A 22,463-nucleotide genomic window follows, 5' to 3' on the forward strand; every position below is an offset into this window, starting at 1 on the left:
TGGCCATGTCAGATCCTGCAATCGTTCCCTTCGAAACCACGCTTCTGGTCCGTGACGCCTGCCTTTGTCTGCATGTGCAGCGGGCGGCGCGGGCGCTGGCCCGGCGCTTCGACGATGCGCTCCGGCCGGTCGGGCTCACCCATGGCCAGTTTTCGCTGATGATGTCGCTGAACCGGCCGGTGCCGCCGCGCAAGGGGGATGTGGCCAGCCTGCTGGCGATGGATCACAGCACACTCACCGCCAATCTGAAGCCATTGGAGCGTCGGGGCCTCATCGAAAGCCAGATCGACCCCGAGGACCGGCGCGGCCGGCTGCTGCGGCTGACGCCCGAGGGCATGGCCGTCCTGGCGCGGGCCGTCCCGATCTGGGAGCGCGCCCATGCCGCCACCGAGGCGCTGCTGGCCGGGGGCGAGGCCGGGCGGTTGCGCAACGATCTGATGGCTCTTTCGACATAATCACCAGAGGATCATCAACCATAAGTATTTTATCCCTCGCATAATGGGCCGTTCGACCTTATCATCAGGTGACCAACCAACCATAAAAACACCTGAAGATGGGGCGAGTCATGAAAGCTGGTATCCAGCCGGGCCGTGCGCTCTGCATGGCCCTTGCGTTCTGCGGCCTGGCAGCCGCATCCCTCCCTGCGGCAGCGGCCGACGGCGTGGTGATCCCGCAGCCGATGCCGGGCGGTTTCAACTTCCCCACCCCGGGTTACGTGATCGGGCAGTGGGTCGATGCAAATGACCAGACGGCCATCACCGGCCATGGCTGGGAGATCTGGCAGGCGATGACCCAGCCCACCGGCCAGAACAACCTGCCGGTCTGGGATAGCTGGGTGTCGGAGGCACAGATTTTCGGCCAGACCGGCCCGACCGGCACCAAGGCCGCGGCGGAAGCCGATGCCCTCGGCGCCGTGCGGGGCCAGCTGGAGCGCGGCGTCGCCCTGCCGCAGCTCAGGCCGCTCAGGATTCCGCGCCAGTTCTCTCACACCCCGCATGGCCGTAACGCGCTGGCGGCGACCGCATCGCAGGGATCGGTGATCGTCGAGACCGAGCGCTTCAACGACGCCACGGCCATCTTCGTCTCCACCCCGCAGGTCACCCCTTACGGGACCTTCAAGGTGAACAACGGCAGCAGCCTTCAGGCCTATGCCGCCGCCTTCCCGGCCAATACCTCGACCGGGGCCCGGGCCGTGCACGACTTCCCCGAAACCGGAATGGAGACCAAGCCGGTCTTCGGTTATGTGAAGGCCACGACGCCCACCGCCGTGCCCTATTGGCAGGGCACCGGCGCGGTCAACACCGACAACAACCCTGCCCAGGGCTATTACGTCCAGAACTGGAACGACTGCGTGATCGTCGACCCCTCGAACACGGCGACGTCAGGCATGACCAGGCTTTCGGCGGCGCCGACCCCGGGCAGCTTCTTCCAGGATCCGCAGCTCAGCTGCAGCAGCTATTACACGGCGCCGATCGGCATGTTCTATGCCTTCGCGATGACGGCGGCCCAGGCGCAGGGCTTCGCCAATGCCAATGTCGCCGCCGGCGACATGGCGCTGCTGGTCGCCATGCATGTCAGCACCAAAGAGCAGGATCCCTGGACCTGGCAGACCTTCTACTGGCAGGGCACGTCTGAATTCGAGACCTCGGAAGGCCCCGGTTCCATGACCGGCCAGCCCGCCGCGCTGGCGGCGCCGTGGAACGCCTATGCCATGTGCACGGCCTATTCCCAGCAGGTCAACGGCCAGATGCTGGTCTGCTACAACCCGTATCTGGAGACCAATCCCGGCATCCCGTCGGGCATCACCTCGAACTGCATGACCTGCCATGGCATGGCCGCAGTCTATCCGGCCGGATCCCAGAGCCAGACGCCGAGCTACCCCGCCAATTACGACCAGCCGGTGGCCTTCGACGACCCGGCGCTGTTCGGCAATGCCATGAAGACCGACTTCTCGTGGAGCATGGCGGATCAGGTGTTTGATTGAGGGAGGGGAGGGGAGAGGAGAGGAGTCTTTTAGCCCCTCGGCCCAAGCGGGCGTTCCACGCCCTTGGCCGCCGCCTCAATGGCGGGAGTCTGTTAGTCCCTCGCCGGGCGGCCACTACCGTGGCCTTGGCCCCCGCCTCAATGGCGGGAGTCTGTATGGCCCTCGGCCCAAGCGTGCGTTCCCGCGCCCTTGGCCGCCGCCTCAATGGCGGCTTGCGCCGGCCACCTTCGGGTGGCCGGCGCTTGGCTTTGGGGGCAGGGGGCGTCCTCGGATCTGCCGGGTTTCAGATGCCGAGGGCGACTTTGGCGGGGGTGTCGAAGCCCAGGGCGACGACGCGGCCGTCCTCGTCGGTGAAGACCGGGCGCTTGATCAGGGTGGGTTCGCGGGCGAGCAGGGCGGCCAGGGCTGCGCGGTCGCCGGTGCCCGCGATCGCCGCCTCGACCACGGCCCGGTCGGCCTCTCCCAGATTGCGCCAGGTGGTGGAGCGGCGGTTGACCAGCCGGTCGGCGCCGATCTGGTCCAGCCAGGCGCCGGCCTCTTCGGCCTTGAGCGCGTCGTCGCGCAGGTCGCGGACCCGGTGGGCGCGGCCTGCGGCTTCCAGAGCCTTGGCCGCCTTGCGGCAGGTGTCGCAGGTCTTGATGCCGTTGAGCGTGGGGAGCATCAGCGGGCGTGTCCCGTCTTGAGGGTGGGGGCCATCTCGGCCAGGACGTCGAGGCAGGCGCGGGCCAGCCGCCGGCAGCCCGCGGGCGACCAGCCTTCGTCCGCATCCGGCGCCTCGACGCAATCCTTGAACGGCTGTTCCAGCGTCATCGCCAGGGCGCCGAATGTGTTGGCGACCCAGTTGGTGCACATCGACAGATCGCCGGTCTGCGGCCGGGCCGCCGGATAGCCGATCCGGGTCTGGAAATCGGGCGAAACCTCGTCCAGCCGGCCGCGATAGCGGGCCAGCAGGTCCAGCTGCCCCGGGCGCAGATCGGGGATGCCCTCGAAGCCGGCGATGAAATTATGCGGCAGCGCCTCGTCGCCATGGACGTCCAGGCAGAAGGCGACGCCGGTCTGCAGCATGGCCGCGCGCACCACCGCCACCTCGGGGCTGCGGGCCAGGCTGGGGGCCGCCCATTCCCGGTTCAGATTGGCGCCGGCGGCATTGGCCCGCAGATGGCCGCGGAAGCTGCCATCGGGGTTCATGTTCGGCACCACCACCAGATCTGCGGCGGCACGCAAGCCCGCGGCCACCGGGTCGGCGGCATCGGTCAGCCGGTCGAGCGCACCCTCCATCCACCAGCTGGCCATGGTCTCTCCCGGATGCTGGCGGCCGATGATCCAGCAGACCGGCCGGCTGCCGTCGAAGGTGCCCATCGCCAGCGCATCGAGCGGGCGGCCGTCGACGGTGCTGCCCAGACGGATCCGCCGCACCCCCGGCCGGCTGCCGGCCCGCGCCACCAGATCGGCATTGGCCGACAGGTCATAGGGCGCGAAATAGGCCAGTTCCACCTGATCGGCATCAAGGTCCAGATCCAGGCTCAGCACCCCGCCGTCGTAGCGGCCCGGCACCCGGGTCCAGCGGCTGCGATCGGTGGAGACGACCGGACGATAGCCGTCGAAGCCCTTGGGATAGGTGCAGCTGCCGGCATTCAGCAGCCGCACCGTCACCGGCCGGCCGGCGATGCCCGACAGCCTGACGTCGAACCACTGGCGGAAGCTGCAGCCGGCATCGGTGCGGATGGCGAGGTCGACCACCGTCCGGCCGCCGGCCGTGCCGATGGCGACCAGATCGCCATTGCCGCCGTCGAAGCGGCTGTCGACGGCGATGCCGGATGGGGCGGGGAAGCCGGTGGCGGTCATGGGGCTGGCGCTCCTGTGAAGGTGCCTTATGGCGGGACGCAGGTCTTGTCCGGCGCGGGATCGGGGCGACATATGATGTGTCGTCGGGTCTCTGCCCAGGCCGGACGCGCATTGTGAAAGGAGTGGCCGTGACCGACAAGACCGACACCGCGCGCCCGCTCGCGTCCGCGACCGTTGCCGCCCGGGCCACCGGGCGGGTCGATCCCGCGACCGGTGCGGTCGTGCCGCCGATCCACCCCGCCACGACCTATGAACGGGCGGCGGATCTGTCCTATCCGCGGGGGCGGGTCTACACCCGTGCCGACAACCCCAATTACGACGCGCCCGAAGCGGTGCTGACCGAGCTGGAAGGCGGGGCGGAAAGCCTGGTCTTCGCCTCGGGCATGGCGGCCGCCGTGACCCTGTTCCAGGCCCTGCCCCAGGGTGCGCGGGTGGTGGCGCCCGAGATCATGTATTGGGGCCTGCGCAAATGGCTGATCGAGGTGGGCCGCCCCGCGGGGCTGGGCGTCGCCTTCGTCGACATGACCGATCAGCAGGCGCTGGCGGCGGCGCTGGATGAAGGGGCGGATCTGGTCTGGGTGGAAAGCCCGGCCAACCCGCTCTGGGGCATTACCGACATCGCGGCGGCAGCCCGGCTCGCCCATCGCGCCGGGGCCGTGCTGGCGGTGGATTCGACCGCCGCCACCCCGATCCTGACCCGGCCGATCGATCACGGCGCCGATATCGTGATGCATTCGGCGACCAAGTATCTGAACGGCCATTCCGACGTGCTTGCCGGCACGCTGACGGTGGCACCGGGGCTGGTCGGCGATCCGCTCTGGGCCCGGGTGCGGCAGCTCCGGTCGATGTCGGGCAATATTCCGGGGCCGTTCGAGGCCTGGCTGCTGCTGCGGGGCATGCGCACCCTGGCGCTGCGGGTGGAGCGCGCCTCGGCCAATGCGCTCGCCATCGCGCAGCATTTCGCGCGCGACCCGCGGCTCGATGCCGTGCTCTATCCGGGCCTGCCCGATTTCCCCGGCCACGAGATCGCCCAACGCCAGATGACCGGCGGCTTCGGCGGCATGCTGTCGATCCGGGTGGCGGGCGGCCGCGACCGCGCGATCGAGGTTGCGGCGCGGCTGCGCCTCTTCGCCCGTGCAACCTCGCTCGGCGGGGTTGAAAGCCTGGTCGAACACCGGGCGAGCGTGGAGGGCAGGGACAGCCCGGTGCCCGACGATCTGCTCAGGATTTCGGTCGGGATCGAGGCGGCGGCGGATCTGATCGCCGACCTGGATCAGGCGTTGGGCAAAGCTCCCGCAGGTGATGCGCAGTGATCGTCCCGCTTGTCGTTGACAAGCCGATGACGCACGGTTATCTAGACGCACGACCTGCCGTGGAGGGGTGGCCGAGTGGCTGAAGGCGGCGGTTTGCTAAACCGTTATAGGGTCTAAAGCCCTATCGAGGGTTCGAATCCCTTCTCCTCCGCCAGTTCCGAAGGCCCCGGCCGAGCCATGCTCGACCGGGGCCTTCGCGCATCCGGCATCTCCACGCAGGGCAGGCCCGGGTATTTCGCACTTGCGGCAGGTACCCGCGGGTGTTACTCAGGCAATCCGATCGGTGGCGGTCCCGCCCGCCACCCACAAAACCCTAAACGGGCATGTTCGGGCTTTACTGCTCCGCGACCTGCCACCCGCCGGGCGCCCCGGCCGCGTGACGAACCGCAAACGGTCTCCCTCAGGGACACCGGGTTCGCCGTCCTGGCGCCGATCTGCGGCGGACGCCCATGACTGGCCCAGGCACGCGGGGCACGTCCCTTACTCATCCGGCTGCCGGTATGTCCGCAGCCGGCGTGGCTTTTTGCCCGCCGGTCGCGGCGGCGCCACCCGTTCGAAAGACCGACCCTTGACCAATTTCTCCGAGCTTGGCCTGTCCGAGACGCTGCTTCGCGCCCTGGACCAGGCGGGCTACGTGACGCCGACCCCCATCCAGCAGCAGGCCATTCCGCATCTGGTGGCCGGCCGCGACCTGCTGGGCATCGCCCAGACCGGCACCGGCAAGACCGCCGCCTTCGCGCTGCCGATCCTGAACCGCATCGCCGCCGACCGGAACCGCGCCAACATGCCGGGCCGCACCCGCTGCCTGATCCTGGCGCCGACCCGCGAACTGGCCGCCCAGATCGCCGACAACATCAAGACCTATGCCCGCCATATGCGCGTTCATGTGGCCGTGGTGGTGGGCGGCGTCAGCGCCGGCCCGCAGATCCGCGCCATTGCCCGCGGTCTCGACATCCTGGTGGCGACGCCGGGCCGTCTGGTCGACCATCTGGACAGCGGCGTGCTGAAGCTGGACCGCACCGAGGTGGTGGTGCTGGACGAGGCCGACCACATGCTCGACCTCGGCTTCATCATCCCGATCCGCCGGATCCTGGCCAAGCTGCCGATCCGTCGGCAGAGCCTGTTCTTCTCGGCGACCATGCCGAAGGAGATCGGCGCCCTGGCCGGCGAGATGCTGCGTGACCCGATCGAAGTGTCGGTGACCCCGGTCGCCACCACTGCCGAGCGGGTGGAGCAGCGCGTGGTGCGCATCGAGCCCGCCCGCAAGCGCGGCGTGCTGATCGAGCTGCTTGAAACCGAAGGCGTTCACCGCGCCCTGGTCTTCACCCGCACCAAGCGCGGTGCCGACCGTGTTGCACATGACCTTGAAGTCGCCGGCCTGCCGGCGGCCGCCATCCATGGCAACAAGAGCCAGAGCCAGCGCGAGCGGGCCCTCGGCGGTTTCCGTGACGGCCGGGTGCGGATCCTGGTCGCCACCGACATCGCGGCGCGCGGCATCGACGTCTCGGGCGTCAGCCATGTGTTCAACTACGAACTGCCCGACGTGCCCGAGAGCTATGTCCACCGCATCGGCCGCACCGCGCGCGCCGGCGCCGAGGGCGTCGCCATCACGCTTTGCGCCGATGACGAGCTGGGCCTGCTGCGCGACATCGAGCGTCTGACCCGTCAGACCCTGCCGATCGACGAGCGGCGCACGCCCGAATCGATCGCCTCGGCACCCGAGCGCCTGCCCCAGCGTCAGCCGATGCGCAATGGCCGCCCGGCTTCCAAGGCGCGTCCCGGCGGCGGCACCGGCCGTCCGGCCGGCCGCGGCCATGGCCGCCCGGGTGAGCGCAGCGAGCGTGGCGAGGGTGCCCCCCGGCCGCAGCGCCCGCAGCGCCAGGGTCAGCGCGCCCATGGCGATCGGCCCTATGGCGATCGGGCCCAGGGCGAGCGCTCCTTCGGCGAGCGGTCGCAGGGCGACGGCTTCCGTGGGGACGGCTTCCGTGGGGACGGCTTCCGTGGGGATCGGGCGCAGGGCGATCATCCCCAGCGGGATCGGACCCAGCGCGACCGGCCCCAGCGTGCGCGCCCGCCGCGCGGCGACCGGCCCCAGGGCCAGCAGGGCCGTGGCGGTGAAGGCCGTCCGCGCCGGCAGGGCCAGTATGCCGGTTGAGCCGTTGTGCCGGGTGAGCCGGTACGCCGGCTGATCCCGGCCGCGGACATCGACGCATAAATGAAAGGCGCGGTTCCGGAGACGGGACCGCGCCTTTCGTCTACCCAGACATTTCCTCTGCTCGGGCCTTCAGAGGCTCAGGCGCTGCGCACGGTGCCGAGGAAGCCATCGACCTGGCCCTTCAGGCCCCGGGCGCGGGTGGCGAGATCGTCGGTCACCTGCTGCAATTCGGCGGCCTGATCGCCGGTGCGGCGCACGGCCCCGGTGACCCGACCGAGACCGGCCGAGACATCGCGGCTGCCGGCGGCCGCCTGATCCACCCGGCCGGCGATTTCGCGGGTGGCGGCGCCCTGGCGCTCCACCGCGGCCGCGACGGTGGCGGTGATGCCGTCGATCTCGCCGATGGTGGTGCCGATCCGGCCGATCACCGTCACCACCCGACCGGTCTCGCTCTGGATGCCGCCGATCCGCTCGGCGATTTCGGCGGTGGCGCGGGCGGTCTGGTCGGCAAGCTGCTTCACTTCCGAGGCGACGACCGCGAAGCCCTTGCCGGCGTCGCCCGCACGCGCCGCCTCGATCGTGGCGTTGAGCGCCAGAAGATTGGTCTGTTCGGCAATCTCTGAAATCAGGCCCACCACCTGGCCGATCCGGCTGGCGGCGTCGGCGAGCGTGGTGATCTGGGCATTGGCCTCGCGGGCCTGACGGGCGGCATCGGCGGCAAGTCCGCCGCTGCGCGCGGTCTCGCGCCCGATATCGGCGATCGAGGCCGCCAGCGCCTCGGCCGCTTCGGCGACCGCCTTCACATTCGCCGCCGACACCTCGGACACGCGGCCGACCTCGCCCGCATCGCCGGTGGCGGCATCGGCCAGACCGCGCATCTCGCGCGCGGTTCCTTCCATGCCGGCGACCGCTGCGATCACCTGGCGCAGCGCCTCCGACACCTCGTGGTCGAAGCGCCGGCAGGCGGCCTCGATCTCGGCCGTGCGGCGTTCGCGACGTGCGGTCTCTTCGGCGCGTTCGGCCGTGAGCCGGTCGTTGCTGAGCGCGGTGTTGCGGAAGACCTCCACCGCCTGGGCCATGCGGCCGATCTCGTCGCGCCGGCCGGTGCCGGGCACCTCGGCGGCGGTATCGCCCGCCGCCAGCGCCGTCATGCGCTGCGCCATGCGGTCGATCGACCGGCCGGCATCGCGGCCGATGATCAGGCTGACCGACAGCACCAGCAGGGTGGCGAAGCCGGCGGTGACCAGCAGAATGGTCATCAGCCGGGCATTGTCGGCCTGGGCCTCGGCGGCGACGGTGCCGCTCACCGCCTCGATCTCGTCGCCGAGCGTGCCCATGCGGGTCTCGAGCGCGTCGAAAGCGTCGATGAAGGCGGGGAAGCCGGCCTCGGCCCGGGCGCGATCCCGGGCTGCCGCCGTCACGATGGCCTCTGCGGCCCGCACATAGGCATCCACCGCGGCGGTGACCGCCGGAAGCTGGGTCGCGATCCCGGGCGAGACGTTCAGATCGCGCAGGCTGGCCATCGCGGCGCGAAACTCCTGGGCATGCTCCGCCAGATCGGCCGACACCGCGGCCCGATCCGCCGCCGGGGCATCGGGGGCCAGACGCAGGGCCATCAGCACATCGGCGCGCAGGGCATCATGCATCATGTCGCCCTGCATCTGCTGGCGCACCGCCGCGGTCACCCGGGTCACGGCCGAGAGCCCGTCGTCGGAGCGGATAAGCCCCAGAATGCCGGCGCCGCCTGCGGCGGCAATCAGCACGACGGACACAAGGCTCGACCAGGTGAGCCGGGCGCGGATCGACGAGGATCGTGACATCTCCCCTCCTTTCACATGCGGGGGCAGGATGCCGGCGGCATCCTCGTGTCGCGATCGTAACTGTCTGCAATTTAAGAAAGTGTTTAGAAAGACTTTAGATGGTGACACGCCCTGATACGAGCCAGTCCGTCCCTGCCGGATCGAGCCGCTGCACGCCGATCGATGTGGTTCCGGTCAGAATGCCTGGCCCCTGATCGATGATGGCCGCCTCAATCCGGCCCGTTCCCTGATGTTCCAGATCGAGCAGGGGGGCGGCGGCCGCGCCGCCGGTCGCCGGATCCTCGGCAATGCCGAGACCTGCGGGGAAATGGCGGGCACGGATGCAGAGGCAGCCGGTCTCCGCCTGGCCGGCGAGGGCATAGAGGTAGAGGCCGGTGGCGCCGGTTTGCCCGGCCAGCCGGGCGACCGCGGCGGGATCGGGCACCGCGCGGCCCACCAGTGCCGGATCTTCCAGCCTGAGGACCAGCTTGGGCCGGGCGGCGCCGGCAAGCGCCGGTGGGAAGGCGTCGAGCCCCGCGCAGAGCCCGGTTGCGGCGGCGATATCGGGGCGGAGCGCTGCGCCGTCGGCGATCGGCCGGTGGTGATTGCCGGCAAGCCGGATCGCGGCCCCCGGCGGGCGATGATCGGCCGGCACCGGGCTGACCGTCTGCGGCCCGGCGGCGGTGGCGATGACCAGCGCCCGGTCACGCGCCTGCCCGTCCTGCCAGAGCCGGACCGCGCCTGCCAGCAGCCCATGCAGGCAGAGCGTGATCTCAGACGCCGGCAGGAAGAACCGCGCCCGCCAGCCGGTGTCCGGATCGGGCTGAAGCCAGGTGACTTCGGCGCCGTGCCGGTGGGCCAGCGCGCGTGCCCGGGCTTCGGTACCGCCCAGCTGCACCAGGGCCGGGTTGCCGCCGCTGCCGTCGGCGCGGCAGAAGGCCATGGCCGGCCGTTCGGATGCCGTGCCGGACATCATCTGCCTGCCGCCCGGCCGGCGACCGCGGCGCCGTCCACCCGGCGGGCGACATCGACCAGAAGCCAGCCGGCCAGCAGGCCGCCGGCCAGGAACAGCGCCGCCATCACCTGGGGCGGGACATGGCCGACCGCGGCGACACCGGCGGCCCCGGTCATCAGCGCCAGGCGGAAGCCCAGATTCATCACCGCCGCCGCCCGGCTGCGGCCGGCTTCGGGCGCCAGTGCGGCCATCAGCGCCAGCTTGGGCGGGGCATAAAGCAGTTCGCCCACCGTGAACAGGGCGGTGAAGCCGATCAGCAGCCAGGCATCCGTCGACCAGCCCAGCACCCAGAACCCGGCGGCGAAGAGCGCGAAACCGATGGTCAGGCGGCCGGTATCCGACATGTTCCGCGCCAGGATCTGAACCAGCGGCGCCAGGGCCACCACCATCAGCCCGTTTTCGATCCGGAGCAGGCCGAACAGGCCGGGGCCGTCGAGCGCCAGATGCAGGCCCGACCAGTCGATCAGCGTGATCGTTCCGGGCAGGCTGCCCAGCCGCACCGCCACGTAATGGGCGAGCTGGGCCGCCACCGCCAGCGAGAGCGCCACGCCTGCGGCATAGCGCAGGAACAGCCGGTCGCGCAGCACCTCGGCATAGCCCGCCAGCATCTCGGCCGGTCGGAAGGGGGCGGGCCGCTCCACCGGCCGGGTCTCGACCAGGGCGAGCGCGAGCGCGAGCGTCACGGCCGCCGCGAGCCCGGCGATGCCGGCGAGCAGCCAGCCGAACCACAGGCCATAGGCCGCCGCCCCGGCCAGCGTGCCGGTGGCGCGCGCGACATTGGTCACCCAGTAGACCGCGCCATAGATCTGCCGCCGCCGTTCGGGCGTTGCAAGGTCGATCACCGTCGCCTCGGCGGTGGGGGTGGAGATGCCGGCCGCGATGGCGAGGGCGAGGAAAGGCAGGGCGGCGATCCAGGCGGCGAGCACCGGGTCGGCGGCGCGGGTTTCGGGCAGCACCGCAAGTGCGAGTGCGGCGGCAGCCAGCGCCCGGCCGGCTTCGGCCGGCACCAGCACCCGGCGCCGGCCGCGGGTATCGGCCAGATGCCCGGCCCAGATGCCCGCCACCGTCGCGCCTGCGAAGGCCGCGAAGATCAGCAGCCCGGCCGTGCCGGTGCCGAGGCGTTCGGCGAACAGCAGCGCCATGAAGGGGAAGATGGCGGCCTCGGCGAATTTTTCGAGGAAGAGCACCGCCAGGCGGAGCCGGATCACCCGTTCCATGACGCATCCTCCAGCCTGTGGGTGGTGAAGGGGGTATCGCAGGCGGTGCCGAGGGCAACGTCCATCCGCCGGGCGGCCGGGTCCAGGATCACGCTTGCGACCGTGCGGCCCAGCCGCGGGCTGTTGCGGCCATGGGCGCAGATCGACAGCGGTGCATTGGCATGATCGGCGAGCACGGCCCGCGCGTCATCGGCTTCGGCAGCACCCTCCGCCCAGGGGCTTTGGGCGAAGATCTCGTCCAGCCGCGCCGTCCGCAGACGGGTGGACGACCAGGCCGGCACCCGGTCGAGCGGCGCCAGATCGGGATGCAGGTAGTGATTGCAATGGGCAAGCCGCGCCTGGGGCAGGCCCGGATCGGGATCGAGCCGCCGGCAGCTGTCGATGGTGGTCTCGATCATCCGATGGCCGGTGCCGTCGGCCAGGGTGTAGCAGCGCGAGGTGGCGCGCGGCAGGCGGGCGATGGCGGCTTCTGCCGCATCGGCATCGGCCAGGCCCAGCAGATGGCGAACGATCAGATAGGGCGGCGGTGCCACCTGCCAGCCGGGGGCGACGACCATGTTGATGCCGATGGCGAGCCCGGCCTGGTTGAGGCCCAGAAAGCCCAGCTGGCCGAGCGGCGCCCAGGCGAGCGACCGCCCGCCCGGCCCGTCGCCATCCAGGTCGAGCACGGTGCCGAGCCCGTCCATATCGCCCGGCAGATCGGCGGTCTGGGCGATCAGCGAGCGGCCGTCCGCGCCGGTGAAGGCAAGCGTGGTGCAGCCTTCGAGCCCGCCCGACCGGTCTTCGGGCTGTGCGGCCCCTGCAACCACCGGCCCGGTGCCGGGGGCGGCAAGCTCGCGCCTCAACTGCAGGATCAGCGCATCGGCAAGCGGGATGCCGGCGCCCTCGGCCAGGCCCTCGATCTCTGCCATCACCTCGGGCAGCAGATCGGCGATCGGGGCTGCGAAGGTGAGCGCCAGCCGCCGCGCGGCCTCGCGGCCCAGCGGTTCCGGCCGCAGCCGGTCCAGATGGGCGACATCCTCGTCCAGAAAGGCGCGGATCGCCGGGCCGAGGGCCTGGCCGATGCTGCGGCCCCGCGCCCGCGCCGGCCCCCGGGCGCGGATCGGCCAGGCCAGGCCCGAAAGCAGCTCTGCCGCGGTCGGGCGGCGGGTGGGCTGAACCAGGCTCATGCCGCCTGCCTCCGCCTGAGGCTGTCGCCGGCCAGGCGGATCAGGCTCTGGGCCAGCAGGTCGACCGCCTGACGTGCCAGCGGCTCCAGCACCGGGCGGTTCGGCCCGGCAAGGGTCGCGGCGGTATAGATGCCGGGCGTCATGTTGACCTCCAGGATCACCGGGCCACGACCCGGCACCTCGATCAGGTCGACACCGGCGAGCGGCGCATCGACCGCGCGCGCCGCCGCCGTGGCAAGGCGGGCGAGGGCGGGCGGGATGCTGGTCAGCGCTTCGGCCCTGCCGCCGGCATGCAGATTGGCGACGAAGGCCCCCGGGGCGGCGTGGCGGCGGAAGGCATAGACCGGCCGGTGATCGACGCATTGAATGCGCAGATCGCTGCCGTCATTGGGCAGGAATTCCTGAAGATAGAGCGGCAGTCGCGCGGCCCCGGCCTCGGCCAGACGGGCGATCAGCTCGGCGCGGTGGCCGAGCGGGCCGACCCCGCCGCCCTTGGTGCCCAGGCAGGGTTTCACCACCATCGGCAGGCCAAGCCCGGCGATCAGCGCATCCGGGTCGGCATCGGCGCCCGCGATCAGGGTGCGGGCATGGGGCAGGCCGGCGGCGGCGAGGCGGAGCGACAGGGTGGGCTTCAGCTGGCCGGCATCGAGCACGGCTGCCCGGTTCATCACCGGTACCCCGGCCATTTCCAGCGCCTTGAGCAGCCAGAGCCCGGCATCGCGTGCCGCGAGCGATGTCCAGCCCAGGCAGGCATCGGGGGTGAGCGGGCTGCCATCCGCTTCCAGGATCACCGGCCGGCGACCGTCGATGCGGATGGTGAGGGCTTCCGGGCGGCGGATGATCGGGCGGGCGCCGCGTGCCCGCAGCGCCTCGTCGAAGGCGGCGACATCGGCGGTCAGGTCGCGCACCAGGATCAGCACGGCCGGGGCCCGCCGGTCGAGCGGACGTGCGGCAGCGGCGGGGGAGGGGTGCGATGAGGGGGAGGGCATCGCCGATCTCTCCGTGGTTGAGTAATCGGCGATTTATACGCTCTTAACTATGACGGGATCAAGCGACCTCGGGAAGTGCGCGGGGCGCGGGCGGGGTCCGCATGCCGGCGGCACCGGCGGGGACGAGCCCCAGCCGGTGGCGCCGGGTCCAGCGCGTCAGCATCAGCACCGCCACGGTGGCGAGGCCTGAGGCCAGGCCGATCCAGAGCCCGGTGCCGCCCATGTCCAGCCCGAAGGCGAGGCCAGAGCCCACCCCCAGCCCCACGCCCCAATAACCGAAGCCGGCATAGATCATGGGAACGGCTGTGTCCTTGAGCCCGCGAAGCAGGCCCGCCCCCACCGCCTGGGCGCCGTCGGCCAGCTGGAAGATGGCCGCGATGCCCAGGAAGCCGACCGCGATCGCCGTGGTCTCGGCCACCGCCGGATCGTTGCCGTCCAGGAAGAAACCGATCAGCGTGCGGGGCATGGTCAGCATCACCACCGCCGAGAGCGCCATGAAGCCGATGCCGAGCAGGATGGCGGCCCGGCCCGCTTCGCGGATCCGCCCGGCATCGCCCCGGCCGGCGGCGATGCCGACCCGCACGGTGCCCGCCTGGGCCACCCCCATCGGCACCATGAAGGTGACGGCGGCCAGCTGCAGCGCGATGGCGTGGGCGGCGAGCTGGTTGGTGCCGATCAGCCCCATCAGGAAGGCGGCGGCGTTGAAGACCGTCACCTCGAAACCCATGGTCAGGCTGATCGGCAGGCCGATCTTCAGCATCTCGCGAAGCCGCGGCCAGTCCGCCCGCCACCAGCGGCCATAGAGCGCGAAGCGGTTGAAGCGGCGGTCGGCCAGGGTGACCAGCGCCAGCGCGCCGAACAGGAAGATGTTGGCGAGCGTGCTGGCGATGCCGGCCCCTTCCAGCCCCAGGGCCGGCAGGCCGAAATGCCCCAGCACCAGGCCCAGATCGAGCACGGCGTTGACCGCGACCGCCGCGATGGTGATCACCATCGCAGGCCGCGGCCGGCCGAGGGCCGAGATGAAGTTGCGCAGCACCACGAACCACAGCGCCGGCAGGATGCCCCAGCGCAGCGTGTCGACATAGACCGCGGCGGCGGCGGCCAGATCGGGCGCCTGGCCCATGGCCCGCAGGATGGTCTCCGTCTGGCCCAGCACCAGGATCCAGGCGGTCGAGACGGCAAGGCAAAGCCACAGCCCCTGACGCACGGTGCGCCTGAGATCGCGGACCATGCCCAGCCTGGCGCCCACCGCCTGGGCGAGCATCGGGGCGGTGGCCATGGCGAGGCCCATGCCGTAGATGAACAGCGCGAAATAGAGATTGGCGCCGAGGGTGGCAGCCGCCAGCGCCTCGGGGCCCAGCCGGCCGATCACCAGCACATCGGTGGTGGTGATCGCCATCTGGGCGAGGTTGGTCAGCACGATTGGCCAGGCGAGGGCGAAGGTCGCCCTTACCTCGCGCACGAACGGGGCCTCGCGCACGAACGGGTTCTGTGCGCCGGCCGCGGGGGAAGCGATGCCGGTCATGATCTCTGGTGCCGAAATGGTGAATGCGCGCACGGTATCCGGCGACGGCGGCCGGCTGACCGGCGGGGGGGCTTGCATCTGCCCCGGAGGGGGATGCGGCCTGCCATGGTCATGGCCGTCTGACGGTCCGAGGATGGCGGGGCTGCGATGGCAGCCTGGGCTGTTGTCGCCATCCGGCGCCCGAGCCGCACAGAATACGCGCAGATGGTGACGCGACACCCGCGCAGGAATTGCGGGTCTGGCCCGCAGGATTCGCATGGTATACCAATATCCGGCGCAATGGTATACCAATGCCCATAACAACCGGATGAGGGCGGGGCAAGGGCATGGTCGAAACCTGGGTGGTGGTCACGGCGGCCGCGGCCGCGCTGCAGGCGTCGCGCACGGCGCTTCAGCAGCGGCTGCGCGGGCTGCTGAGCGTTCAGGGCGCAGGCTTCGTGCGCTATGCCTATGGTGCGCCGGTCTCGCTGGCGGCGCTCGGGGTCGTTGCGGCCTCTCCCGCCGGTGTGCCGGATCTGACGCTCGCCCATGCCGGCTGGTGCGCGCTGGCCGGCATCGCCCAGATCCTGGGGACCAATCTGCTGATCATGTCCTTCGGTGCCCGCGGCTTCGCGGTCGGCACGGTCTATTCCAAGGCCGAAACCGTGATCGTGGCCCTGGTCGGCTGGGCGGTGCTGGGAGAGGCCCTGGCCGCCACGGCCTGGGCCGGCATTCTGGTCTGCATGGCCGGGGTGGTGGCGCTGGCCACCCGCGGCAACCGCGAGGGGCTGAAGGCCCTGGCCCGCGGCGCCGGCGACCGGGCGGCACTTTACGGGCTGGGGGCGGGGGCGATGTTCGCCGTCGCATCGGTCTGCATCCGGGCGGGTGCGCTGGAGCTGGGGCAGGGCGACGCCTTTCCGCGGGCGATCGCGACACTGGCGGTGATGAACTCCATCCAGGCCGTGCTGATGGGCGTCTGGCTGCTGGCCCGCGAGCCTGCAACCTTCACCGCCGTGTTCCGCACCTGGCGCAGTTCCTCGCTGGTGGGCCTGCTCAGCGTCACCGGTTCGGCCGGCTGGGCCTGGGCCATGACGCTGGAGACCGCGGCGCTGGTGCGCGCCTTCGGCCAGGTGGAACTGGTCTTCACCGTGATCATGGGCCGGCTGCTGCTGGGCGAAACGCCCAAGGCCGCCGACATTCCCGGAAGCCTGGCGGTGATCCTGGGTGTGCTGCTGGTGCTGCTCGCCTGAAGGCGCTAGTCTTTGGGCCCATGAGCGATGCGGACGACATCACCCGGCTGACCGCCTTTTCCCTGGGCGCCGACGGGCCGGCCATCCGGCCGGCACCGGTGGAGCGGGCATGGATGGACGCCACCCCCCAGGGCTTCGCCTATCGCTGCCTGCCGCTCGCCATCGCCAATGCCTGGGGCTGGGAACTGCTGAACCCGGCCGGCTTCACCGCGGTCTGGACGGGGGACGAGGCGCCGGCGGGGGTGGTGGTGACACCCGACGACCCCGCGGCGGCCGTGCCCGCGGTCGGGCATTTCGGATCGGGCATCCTGACCTTCCATGTCCCCTGGCTGTTCCGCACCGCGCCCGAGGTGGCGCTGATGGTGCAGGGGCCGGTCAACCGGCCCAAGGATGCCATCGCCGGCCTGCAGGGGCTGGTGGAAACCGGCTGGTCGCCCTTCGGCTTCACCATGAACTGGCGCTTCACCCGCACGGACACGCCGGTGCGGTTCGAGGCGGGGGAGCCTTTCGCCGCGATCGTGCCGGTGCTGCCGGCCCTGGTGGAGGCGATGCGCCCCGAGATCCGCCCGATCGCGAGCGAGCCCGAGACCGAGCGCGCCCACGCCGCCTTCGTCGCCGGCCGCTCGGCCTTTATCGAGGCGCTGGACGACGAGGGAAGCCTGGAGCGCCGGGCCGGCTGGCAGAAGGATTATTTCCGCGGCCGCACGCCGGACGGCAATGCCGCCGGGGGCCCCCATCGCACGAAGCTGAAACTCGCGCCCTTCATCCGCCGCGACGGATGATGACGCGGTTCCGCTCCGCCGGTTCCGGGAGATCGATGCACTGCCGCTTCGTCTGAATGATCTTCGCAGCCGCGTGGCACTGCTTGCCGTGGTGCTGATCGCCGTGCTGGTGATCGGCCTGCAGACCCTGATCGGCCGGCGCGCCGCCGACCAGATGGCGGCCGAGATCGGTGCCGGGCTGGCGGAAGTGGCGCAGCAGGTCGCCGACCGCTTCGACCGCGAGATCTGGAGCCGGTCGAACGAGATCCGGCTGGCCGCCCGTAATCTGGCCCGCATCGGTGGGGGCGACGAGGCGCGGATGGCCGGGATCGTCGGCGGCCTGCAATCGACCTTCCCCTCGGTGGTCTGGGTTGGCTATGTGGGGGCCGACGGGCGCTGCCTTGCCGCCAGCGGCCGTGGCCCGCAGATCGGCGACGCTTTTCCCGACCGGGACCTGCTGGCCGCCGCCGACCGGCCGCTGGTGATGGACACGCATCGCCGGACGGCGGGAGAAGACGGCAGCCCCGGCCCGCATCTGCTGGCGGTCGCAGCCCCTGCGGTTGCCCCCGACGGCAGGCAACGGGGGACGCTGGTCGCCTGGCTGGGCTGGGACTGGGGCCGCGACATTCAGCGCGATCTGGGCCGGGCGTTGCGTCGCGACCGGCCGCTGGAGATCCTGGTCGCCGATGCGGCCGGGCAGGTGATCATCGGCCCGGAAGCGGCGATCGGGCAGCCGGTGCCCCGGGGCTCGGCGATGCCGGCGGCGACCGGCCGCAACGGCTGGGTGGTGGCCGACTGGCCCGACCTGCCCGATGCGCGGCAGCTGACCGGTCATGCCGCGGTGATCGGCCGCGGGGACCTGGGCGTGGTGGGCTGGACGGTGCATGTCCGCCTGCCCGAGCATGTGGCGCTGGCGCCGGTGGACGGGCTGCGCCGGACCGTGCTGATCTGGGGCCTGGGCGGCGGGCTGATCATGGCGCTGGCCGGCTGGGTGGCCGCCGGCTGGATCGCCCGGCCGTTGCGGCGCATCGCCCAGGCGGCCGACCGGATCAGGTCGGGTGACGACGGGGTGGAAATCCCCGAGGTCGGCGGCGCGACCGAGGTGGAGCTGCTGTCGCGGTCGCTGCGCGCGCTGATCGACCGGCTGACCCACAGCCGCAGCGAACTGGACCATGCCCTGTCGGCGGCCGGGCGCGACGCGCTGACCGGCCTGCCCAACCGCCGCTTCTTCGACGAGGTGCCGCATCTGCTGACCGACCGGATCGCGGCACATGACGGCACGCTGGGCGTGATCTTCATGGATCTGGACGGGTTCAAGGCGGTCAACGACGTTCACGGCCATGCGGCGGGCGATCAGCTGCTGATCGCGGTGGCCGGCCGGCTGGCGCATGCGGTGCGCGAGCGTGACGTCGCCATCCGTCTGGGCGGTGACGAATTCGTCGTGCTGCTGGATCTGGAAGGCGAGGATCCGGCGGGCCAGGCCAGGCGGACCGCCGAACGGCTGATCGCCCTGGTCGGTCTGCCGGTGCCGCTGGGCGAGGGGGCCGCCGTCACCGTCGGCGGCAGTGCGGGCGTCGCCCTCTGGCCGGCGGATCATGCCGATCCGCGCGAGGTGCTGGAGCTGGCGGACGCCGCCCTCTACGCGGTCAAGCGCGGCGGGCGCGGCCATGTCCGGCTGCATGACGGGGCGGCCCAGGGTTTCGTCTCCCGGAATAACTAGGACAAGAAAGTTGCCCTAGTTATGGCAAATCCGACATAAACGTTCGATTTTGCATATTTGCCGCTGGACAGCCGGCATGACATCCGCATAAGGTCCATGACACTGTTATCGATACGGTCGAAGGCCGGGCGATGACGGTTCAGCCGGAATACCCGGTCGACAAGCGTCGCGATGTCGGCCATCATGCGGTCAGATGTGGTCCATAAGATGCCACCAGCCGTATGAGCCTTACGCGACGGCGGTGACACACCGTCGGGACTAGACACCCACCAGGACCAGAGACCCGGGAACCCGGAAGCAGATGTACGACGATCCGCGCCACACCGCCATTGCCGCACGCCGCCGCGCTTCCGCGCGGGCCGCGGTGATTGCACGTGCCGAGGCGCGGCGCGCGGAACTGTTCCTGATGGCCTCCGGTGGCGTGATCGTCATCCTCCTTGGCCTTGCCCTCTCGCTTCGACTTATCGGCCCCTGAGCGCCGCACGGTCACCTGCGTAAACCACGGGTGACACACGCTCAGGGGACAAGAGACAGACCCGCATGCCCGGCGCAGGATGCCGGTGCGTGCCGACCCCGTCCGGGCCCTTTCCAACCGCATCGCCCGCGGCCCCGGCCCGTCTCTCTTCGAAGCAAGGCAGTTTCAGATGACCACCGAGACCAATCCCGCCCGTCAGCCGGTCGACACCACCCGTGCCGCCGAGGTCAATGCCGGCGACCGCGTCGTGATCTTCGACACCACGCTGCGTGACGGCGAGCAGTGCCCCGGCGCCTCGATGACGCTGGACGAGAAGCTGCGCGTCGCCGAGATGCTGGAGCGCCTGGGCGTCGACGTGATCGAGGCCGGCTTCGCCATCGCCTCCAACGGCGACTTCGAATCGGTCTATAAGATCGCCGAGCGATCGCGTGAGGCGGTGATCTGCAGCCTGGCGCGTGCGAAGCATGCCGATATCGAGCGCGCGGCCGAGGCGCTGAAGCCGGCCCGCCGCCGCCGCATCCACACCTTCATCTCCACCAGCCCGCTGCATCGCAAGTTCAAGCTGAACATGGACGAGGCGCAGGTGCTGGAGGCGATCGCCGACAGCGTCTCCTTCGCCCGCCGCTTCACCGACGACGTGGAATGGTCCTGCGAGGACGGCACCCGTACCGAGCCGGAGTTCCTGTACCGGGCCATCGAGGTGGCGATCGCCAATGGCGCCACCACCATCAACGTGCCCGACACCGTCGGCTACACCATGCCCGAGGAATATATCGGCCTGATCCGGGCGATCCGGAACAATGTGCCGAACATCGACAAGGCGATCCTGTCGGCGCATTGCCACAATGATCTGGGCCTGGCGGTGGCGAACTCTCTGGCCGCGGTCTCGGCCGGTGCGCGCCAGGTGGAATGCACCATCAACGGCATCGGCGAGCGCGCGGGCAATGCGGCGCTGGAAGAGATCGTGATGGCGATGCGCACCCGCGGCGATCTGATGGGCGTGGGCACCGGCATCGACACCACCCTGATCACCCAGGCCTCGCAGCTGGTCTCGTCGGTCACCGGCTTCCCGATCCAGTACAACAAGTCGATCGTGGGCCGGAACGCCTTCGCGCATGAAAGCGGCATCCATCAGGACGGCATGCTGAAGAATGCCCAGACCTACGAGATCATGACCCCGGAATCGGTGGGCGTGAACAAGTCGTCGCTGGTGATGGGCAAGCATTCCGGGCGCCATGCCTTCAAGACCAAGCTGAAGGAGCTGGGCTTCGAGCTGGGCGACAACGCCCTGGAAGATGCCTTCCGCCGCTTCAAGGATCTGGCCGACCGCAAGAAGACCGTGTTCGACGACGACCTGGTCGCCCTGGTGTCGGACGGTGCCGGCCACGAGGGTGAAAGCCTGAAGCTGACGGCGCTGTCGGTTGCCTGCGGCATCGGCGTCGACCATGTCGCCACTGTCACCATCGAGCGCGAGGGCACGGCCCACAGCGCCAGCGCCAGCGGCAACGGCCCGGTGGATGCCGCCTTCAACGCCATCGGCCAGGCGATCCCGCACGAGGCGGTGCTGCAGCTCTATCAGGTCCATGCCGTGACCGAGGGCACCGATGCCCAGGCGCGGGTGACCGTACGTCTGGGCGCCCGCGGCCGCAGCCATGGCGGCATCGGCGCCGATCCCGATACCGTGGTCGCCTCGGCCAGCGCCTATGTGAACGCCCTCGCCAAGTTGCTGGAAAAGGCGGCGGATGCGCCGGAAGAGGCGGCGGATCCGTCGATCCGCAGCGCCGCCATCTGATCACGCCCGGCTTGCCGGTTTCGGCGCCCCCGCCGGACACGACGCCCGCCCGGGAACGGCCCCCGCCCGTTCCCCGCGCGGGCGTCGTCGCGTTCGATGCGCTGACACCGAATTGACGGTTTCAATGCGGTGCGGTTTGTGGCGTAATCTCGCCGCGTTCGCCCCCGACCGTCCCAGAGCGCGCAGACCCTTGCGCGCAGCCCGGACGGTAACCGGGGCGCAGGCTTCGACGCCGCCGGCGCACCCCCGGTCCGGGCACTGACAGTCAGATCCAGCGAGCAAAGCCAGCTACATGTTCTCGAGCCTCCTCGGCATTCTCTCGGCCGACATGGCCATCGACCTCGGCACCGCCAACACGCTCGTCTACGTGAAGGGCCGGGGTATCGTGCTCAACGAGCCGTCGGTGGTTGCGATCATGAACGTCAAGGGCAAGAAGCAGGTCCTCGCCGTGGGCGAAGAGGCCAAGCTGATGCTCGGCCGCACACCCGGCAATATCGAGGCGATCCGCCCGCTGCGTGACGGCGTCATCGCGGATTTCGAAGTCGCCGAAGAGATGATCAAGCACTTCATCCGCAAGGTGCACAACCGGCGCACCTTTGCGAGCCCGCAGATCATCGTCTGCGTACCCTCGGGCTCGACCGCGGTGGAACGCCGGGCCATCCAGGAATCGGCCGAAAGCGCCGGCGCGCGCCGGGTGTTCCTGATCGAGGAACCGATGGCGGCCGCGATCGGTGCCGGCCTGCCGGTCACCGAGCCGACGGGCTCGATGGTGGTCGATATCGGCGGCGGCACCACCGAGGTGGCGGTGCTGTCGCTGGGCGGCATCGTCTATTCGCGCTCGGTGCGCGTGGGCGGCGACAAGATGGACGAGGCGATCATCGCCTATATCCGCCGCAATCATAATCTGCTGATCGGCGAGTCGAGCGCCGAGCGGATCAAGACCGAGGTCGGCTCCGCCTGTCCGCCCGCCGATGGCGATGGCAAGGTGCTGCAGATCAAGGGCCGCGACCTGATGCACGGCGTGCCGCGCGAGATCGTGATCACCGAACGCCAGATCGCCGAAAGCCTGGCCGAACCGGTGGGGCAGATCGTCGAGTCGGTGAAGGTCGCGCTGGAGCACACCGCCCCGGAACTCGCCGCCGACATCGTCGACAAGGGCATCGTGCTGACCGGCGGCGGGGCGCTGCTGGGCAATCTGGATCTGGTGCTGCGCAATGCGACCGGCCTGCCGGTCTCGATCGCCGATGATCCGCTCTCCTGCGTGGCGCTGGGCACCGGCCGGGCGCTGGAAGAGATGAAGAAGCTGAAGCACGTCCTCTACGAACAGTACTGATCGGCGATCGGATCGCCGGTAAAGAAATCCTTAAGGTCTTTCCGGAAACGGGCTGTCGATGCCCGCACTCCGGGAAGACCTGCCCTGCAGGCGCGATGATGTCCGGACCATGGTCTTGTGGCCGTCGTCATGTCATGCTTGA

At 70.5% G+C, this 22,463-nt stretch carries 18 protein-coding genes and 1 tRNA gene; 11 read left to right on the forward strand and 8 right to left on the reverse strand.

Annotation, left to right across the window (positions count from 1 at the left end; all coding sequences use genetic code 11):
- Positions 1–5 precede the first annotated feature (5 nt).
- A complete protein-coding gene (locus WI697_RS18750; RefSeq protein ID WP_345959532.1) occupies positions 6–455 on the forward strand; it encodes a MarR family winged helix-turn-helix transcriptional regulator in 450 nt (149 codons plus the stop codon).
- 110 nt (positions 456–565) lie between these two features.
- On the forward strand, positions 566–1,984 hold the full coding sequence (locus WI697_RS18755; RefSeq protein ID WP_345959533.1) for a hypothetical protein: 1,419 nt from the start codon (positions 566–568) through the stop codon (positions 1,982–1,984).
- 283 nt (positions 1,985–2,267) lie between these two features.
- Here the strand turns inward: WI697_RS18755 and WI697_RS18760 are convergent, their stop codons facing one another.
- Together WI697_RS18760 and WI697_RS18765 are read right to left on the reverse strand one after the other, a co-directional pair.
- The gene (locus tag WI697_RS18760; protein WP_345959534.1) at positions 2,268–2,645 is read right to left on the reverse strand and encodes an ArsC/Spx/MgsR family protein; all 378 of its coding nucleotides are present in this window, start codon (positions 2,643–2,645) and stop codon (positions 2,268–2,270) included.
- A complete protein-coding gene (locus WI697_RS18765) occupies positions 2,645–3,829 on the reverse strand; it encodes a M14 family metallopeptidase (protein WP_345959535.1) in 1,185 nt (394 codons plus the stop codon). The genes WI697_RS18760 and WI697_RS18765 overlap by 1 nt, the downstream gene beginning before the upstream one ends.
- A 128-nt stretch (positions 3,830–3,957) precedes the next feature.
- Between WI697_RS18765 and WI697_RS18770 the strand changes: the two genes are divergently transcribed.
- The 3 genes from WI697_RS18770 to WI697_RS18780 all read left to right on the forward strand — a co-directional run bounded on the left by WI697_RS18770 (position 3,958) and on the right by WI697_RS18780 (position 7,297).
- Positions 3,958–5,142, forward strand: coding sequence for a trans-sulfuration enzyme family protein (locus WI697_RS18770; protein WP_345959536.1), 1,185 nt, complete (start codon positions 3,958–3,960; stop codon positions 5,140–5,142).
- A gap of 61 nt (positions 5,143–5,203) precedes the next feature.
- A tRNA-Ser gene (locus WI697_RS18775) sits at positions 5,204–5,296 on the forward strand.
- A gap of 414 nt (positions 5,297–5,710) precedes the next feature.
- Entirely contained in the window at positions 5,711–7,297 is a 1,587-nt protein-coding gene (locus WI697_RS18780; RefSeq protein WP_345959537.1) for a DEAD/DEAH box helicase, read from the forward strand.
- 137 nt (positions 7,298–7,434) lie between these two features.
- Here WI697_RS18780 and WI697_RS18785 read toward each other — a convergent pair whose 3' ends face one another.
- The 6 genes from WI697_RS18785 to WI697_RS18810 form a co-directional block, all read right to left on the reverse strand.
- A complete protein-coding gene (locus tag WI697_RS18785; RefSeq protein ID WP_345959538.1) occupies positions 7,435–9,117 on the reverse strand; it encodes a methyl-accepting chemotaxis protein in 1,683 nt (560 codons plus the stop codon).
- A gap of 94 nt (positions 9,118–9,211) precedes the next feature.
- Complete coding sequence (locus WI697_RS18790; protein ID WP_345959539.1) at positions 9,212–10,072, reverse strand: PhzF family phenazine biosynthesis protein; 861 nt, start codon at positions 10,070–10,072, stop codon at positions 9,212–9,214.
- Positions 10,069–11,328 carry an MFS transporter gene (locus WI697_RS18795; RefSeq protein WP_345959540.1) on the reverse strand — a complete coding sequence of 420 codons (1,260 nt, stop codon included), beginning with the start codon at positions 11,326–11,328 and terminating at the stop codon, positions 10,069–10,071. Before WI697_RS18795 ends, WI697_RS18790 begins: the two co-directional genes overlap by 4 nt.
- On the reverse strand, positions 11,316–12,497 hold the full coding sequence (locus WI697_RS18800) for a C45 family peptidase (protein WP_345959541.1): 1,182 nt from the start codon (positions 12,495–12,497) through the stop codon (positions 11,316–11,318). Before WI697_RS18800 ends, WI697_RS18795 begins: the two co-directional genes overlap by 13 nt.
- Positions 12,494–13,486 (reverse strand): ATP-grasp domain-containing protein, encoded by a 993-nt coding sequence (locus WI697_RS18805; RefSeq protein ID WP_345959542.1) that lies wholly within the window; start codon positions 13,484–13,486, stop codon positions 12,494–12,496. Before WI697_RS18805 ends, WI697_RS18800 begins: the two co-directional genes overlap by 4 nt.
- A gap of 58 nt (positions 13,487–13,544) precedes the next feature.
- Positions 13,545–15,044 carry an MATE family efflux transporter gene (locus WI697_RS18810; RefSeq protein WP_345959543.1) on the reverse strand — a complete coding sequence of 500 codons (1,500 nt, stop codon included), beginning with the start codon at positions 15,042–15,044 and terminating at the stop codon, positions 13,545–13,547.
- A gap of 293 nt (positions 15,045–15,337) precedes the next feature.
- Here WI697_RS18810 and WI697_RS18815 point away from each other — a divergent pair, with 293 nt between their 5' ends.
- The 6 genes from WI697_RS18815 to WI697_RS18840 all read left to right on the forward strand — a co-directional run bounded on the left by WI697_RS18815 (position 15,338) and on the right by WI697_RS18840 (position 22,321).
- Positions 15,338–16,240: an EamA family transporter gene (locus tag WI697_RS18815; RefSeq protein ID WP_062764744.1), complete on the forward strand. Its 903-nt coding sequence runs from the start codon at positions 15,338–15,340 to the stop codon at positions 16,238–16,240.
- Positions 16,241–16,260: 20 nt separating this feature from the next.
- A complete protein-coding gene (locus WI697_RS18820) occupies positions 16,261–17,022 on the forward strand; it encodes a DUF6065 family protein (protein WP_082828578.1) in 762 nt (253 codons plus the stop codon).
- Positions 17,023–17,095: 73 nt separating this feature from the next.
- A complete protein-coding gene (locus WI697_RS18825; protein WP_345959544.1) occupies positions 17,096–18,721 on the forward strand; it encodes a sensor domain-containing diguanylate cyclase in 1,626 nt (541 codons plus the stop codon).
- Positions 18,722–19,022: 301 nt separating this feature from the next.
- A complete protein-coding gene (locus WI697_RS18830; RefSeq protein ID WP_156503198.1) occupies positions 19,023–19,196 on the forward strand; it encodes a hypothetical protein in 174 nt (57 codons plus the stop codon).
- Positions 19,197–19,365: 169 nt separating this feature from the next.
- Positions 19,366–20,988 carry a 2-isopropylmalate synthase gene (locus WI697_RS18835; protein ID WP_345959545.1) on the forward strand — a complete coding sequence of 541 codons (1,623 nt, stop codon included), beginning with the start codon at positions 19,366–19,368 and terminating at the stop codon, positions 20,986–20,988.
- A gap of 292 nt (positions 20,989–21,280) precedes the next feature.
- The gene (locus WI697_RS18840; RefSeq protein ID WP_014744280.1) at positions 21,281–22,321 is read left to right on the forward strand and encodes a rod shape-determining protein; all 1,041 of its coding nucleotides are present in this window, start codon (positions 21,281–21,283) and stop codon (positions 22,319–22,321) included.
- Positions 22,322–22,463 lie beyond the last annotated feature (142 nt).

It is taken from the genome of Tistrella mobilis, from assembly GCF_039634785.1.
Lineage (GTDB): Bacteria > Pseudomonadota > Alphaproteobacteria > Tistrellales > Tistrellaceae > Tistrella > Tistrella mobilis.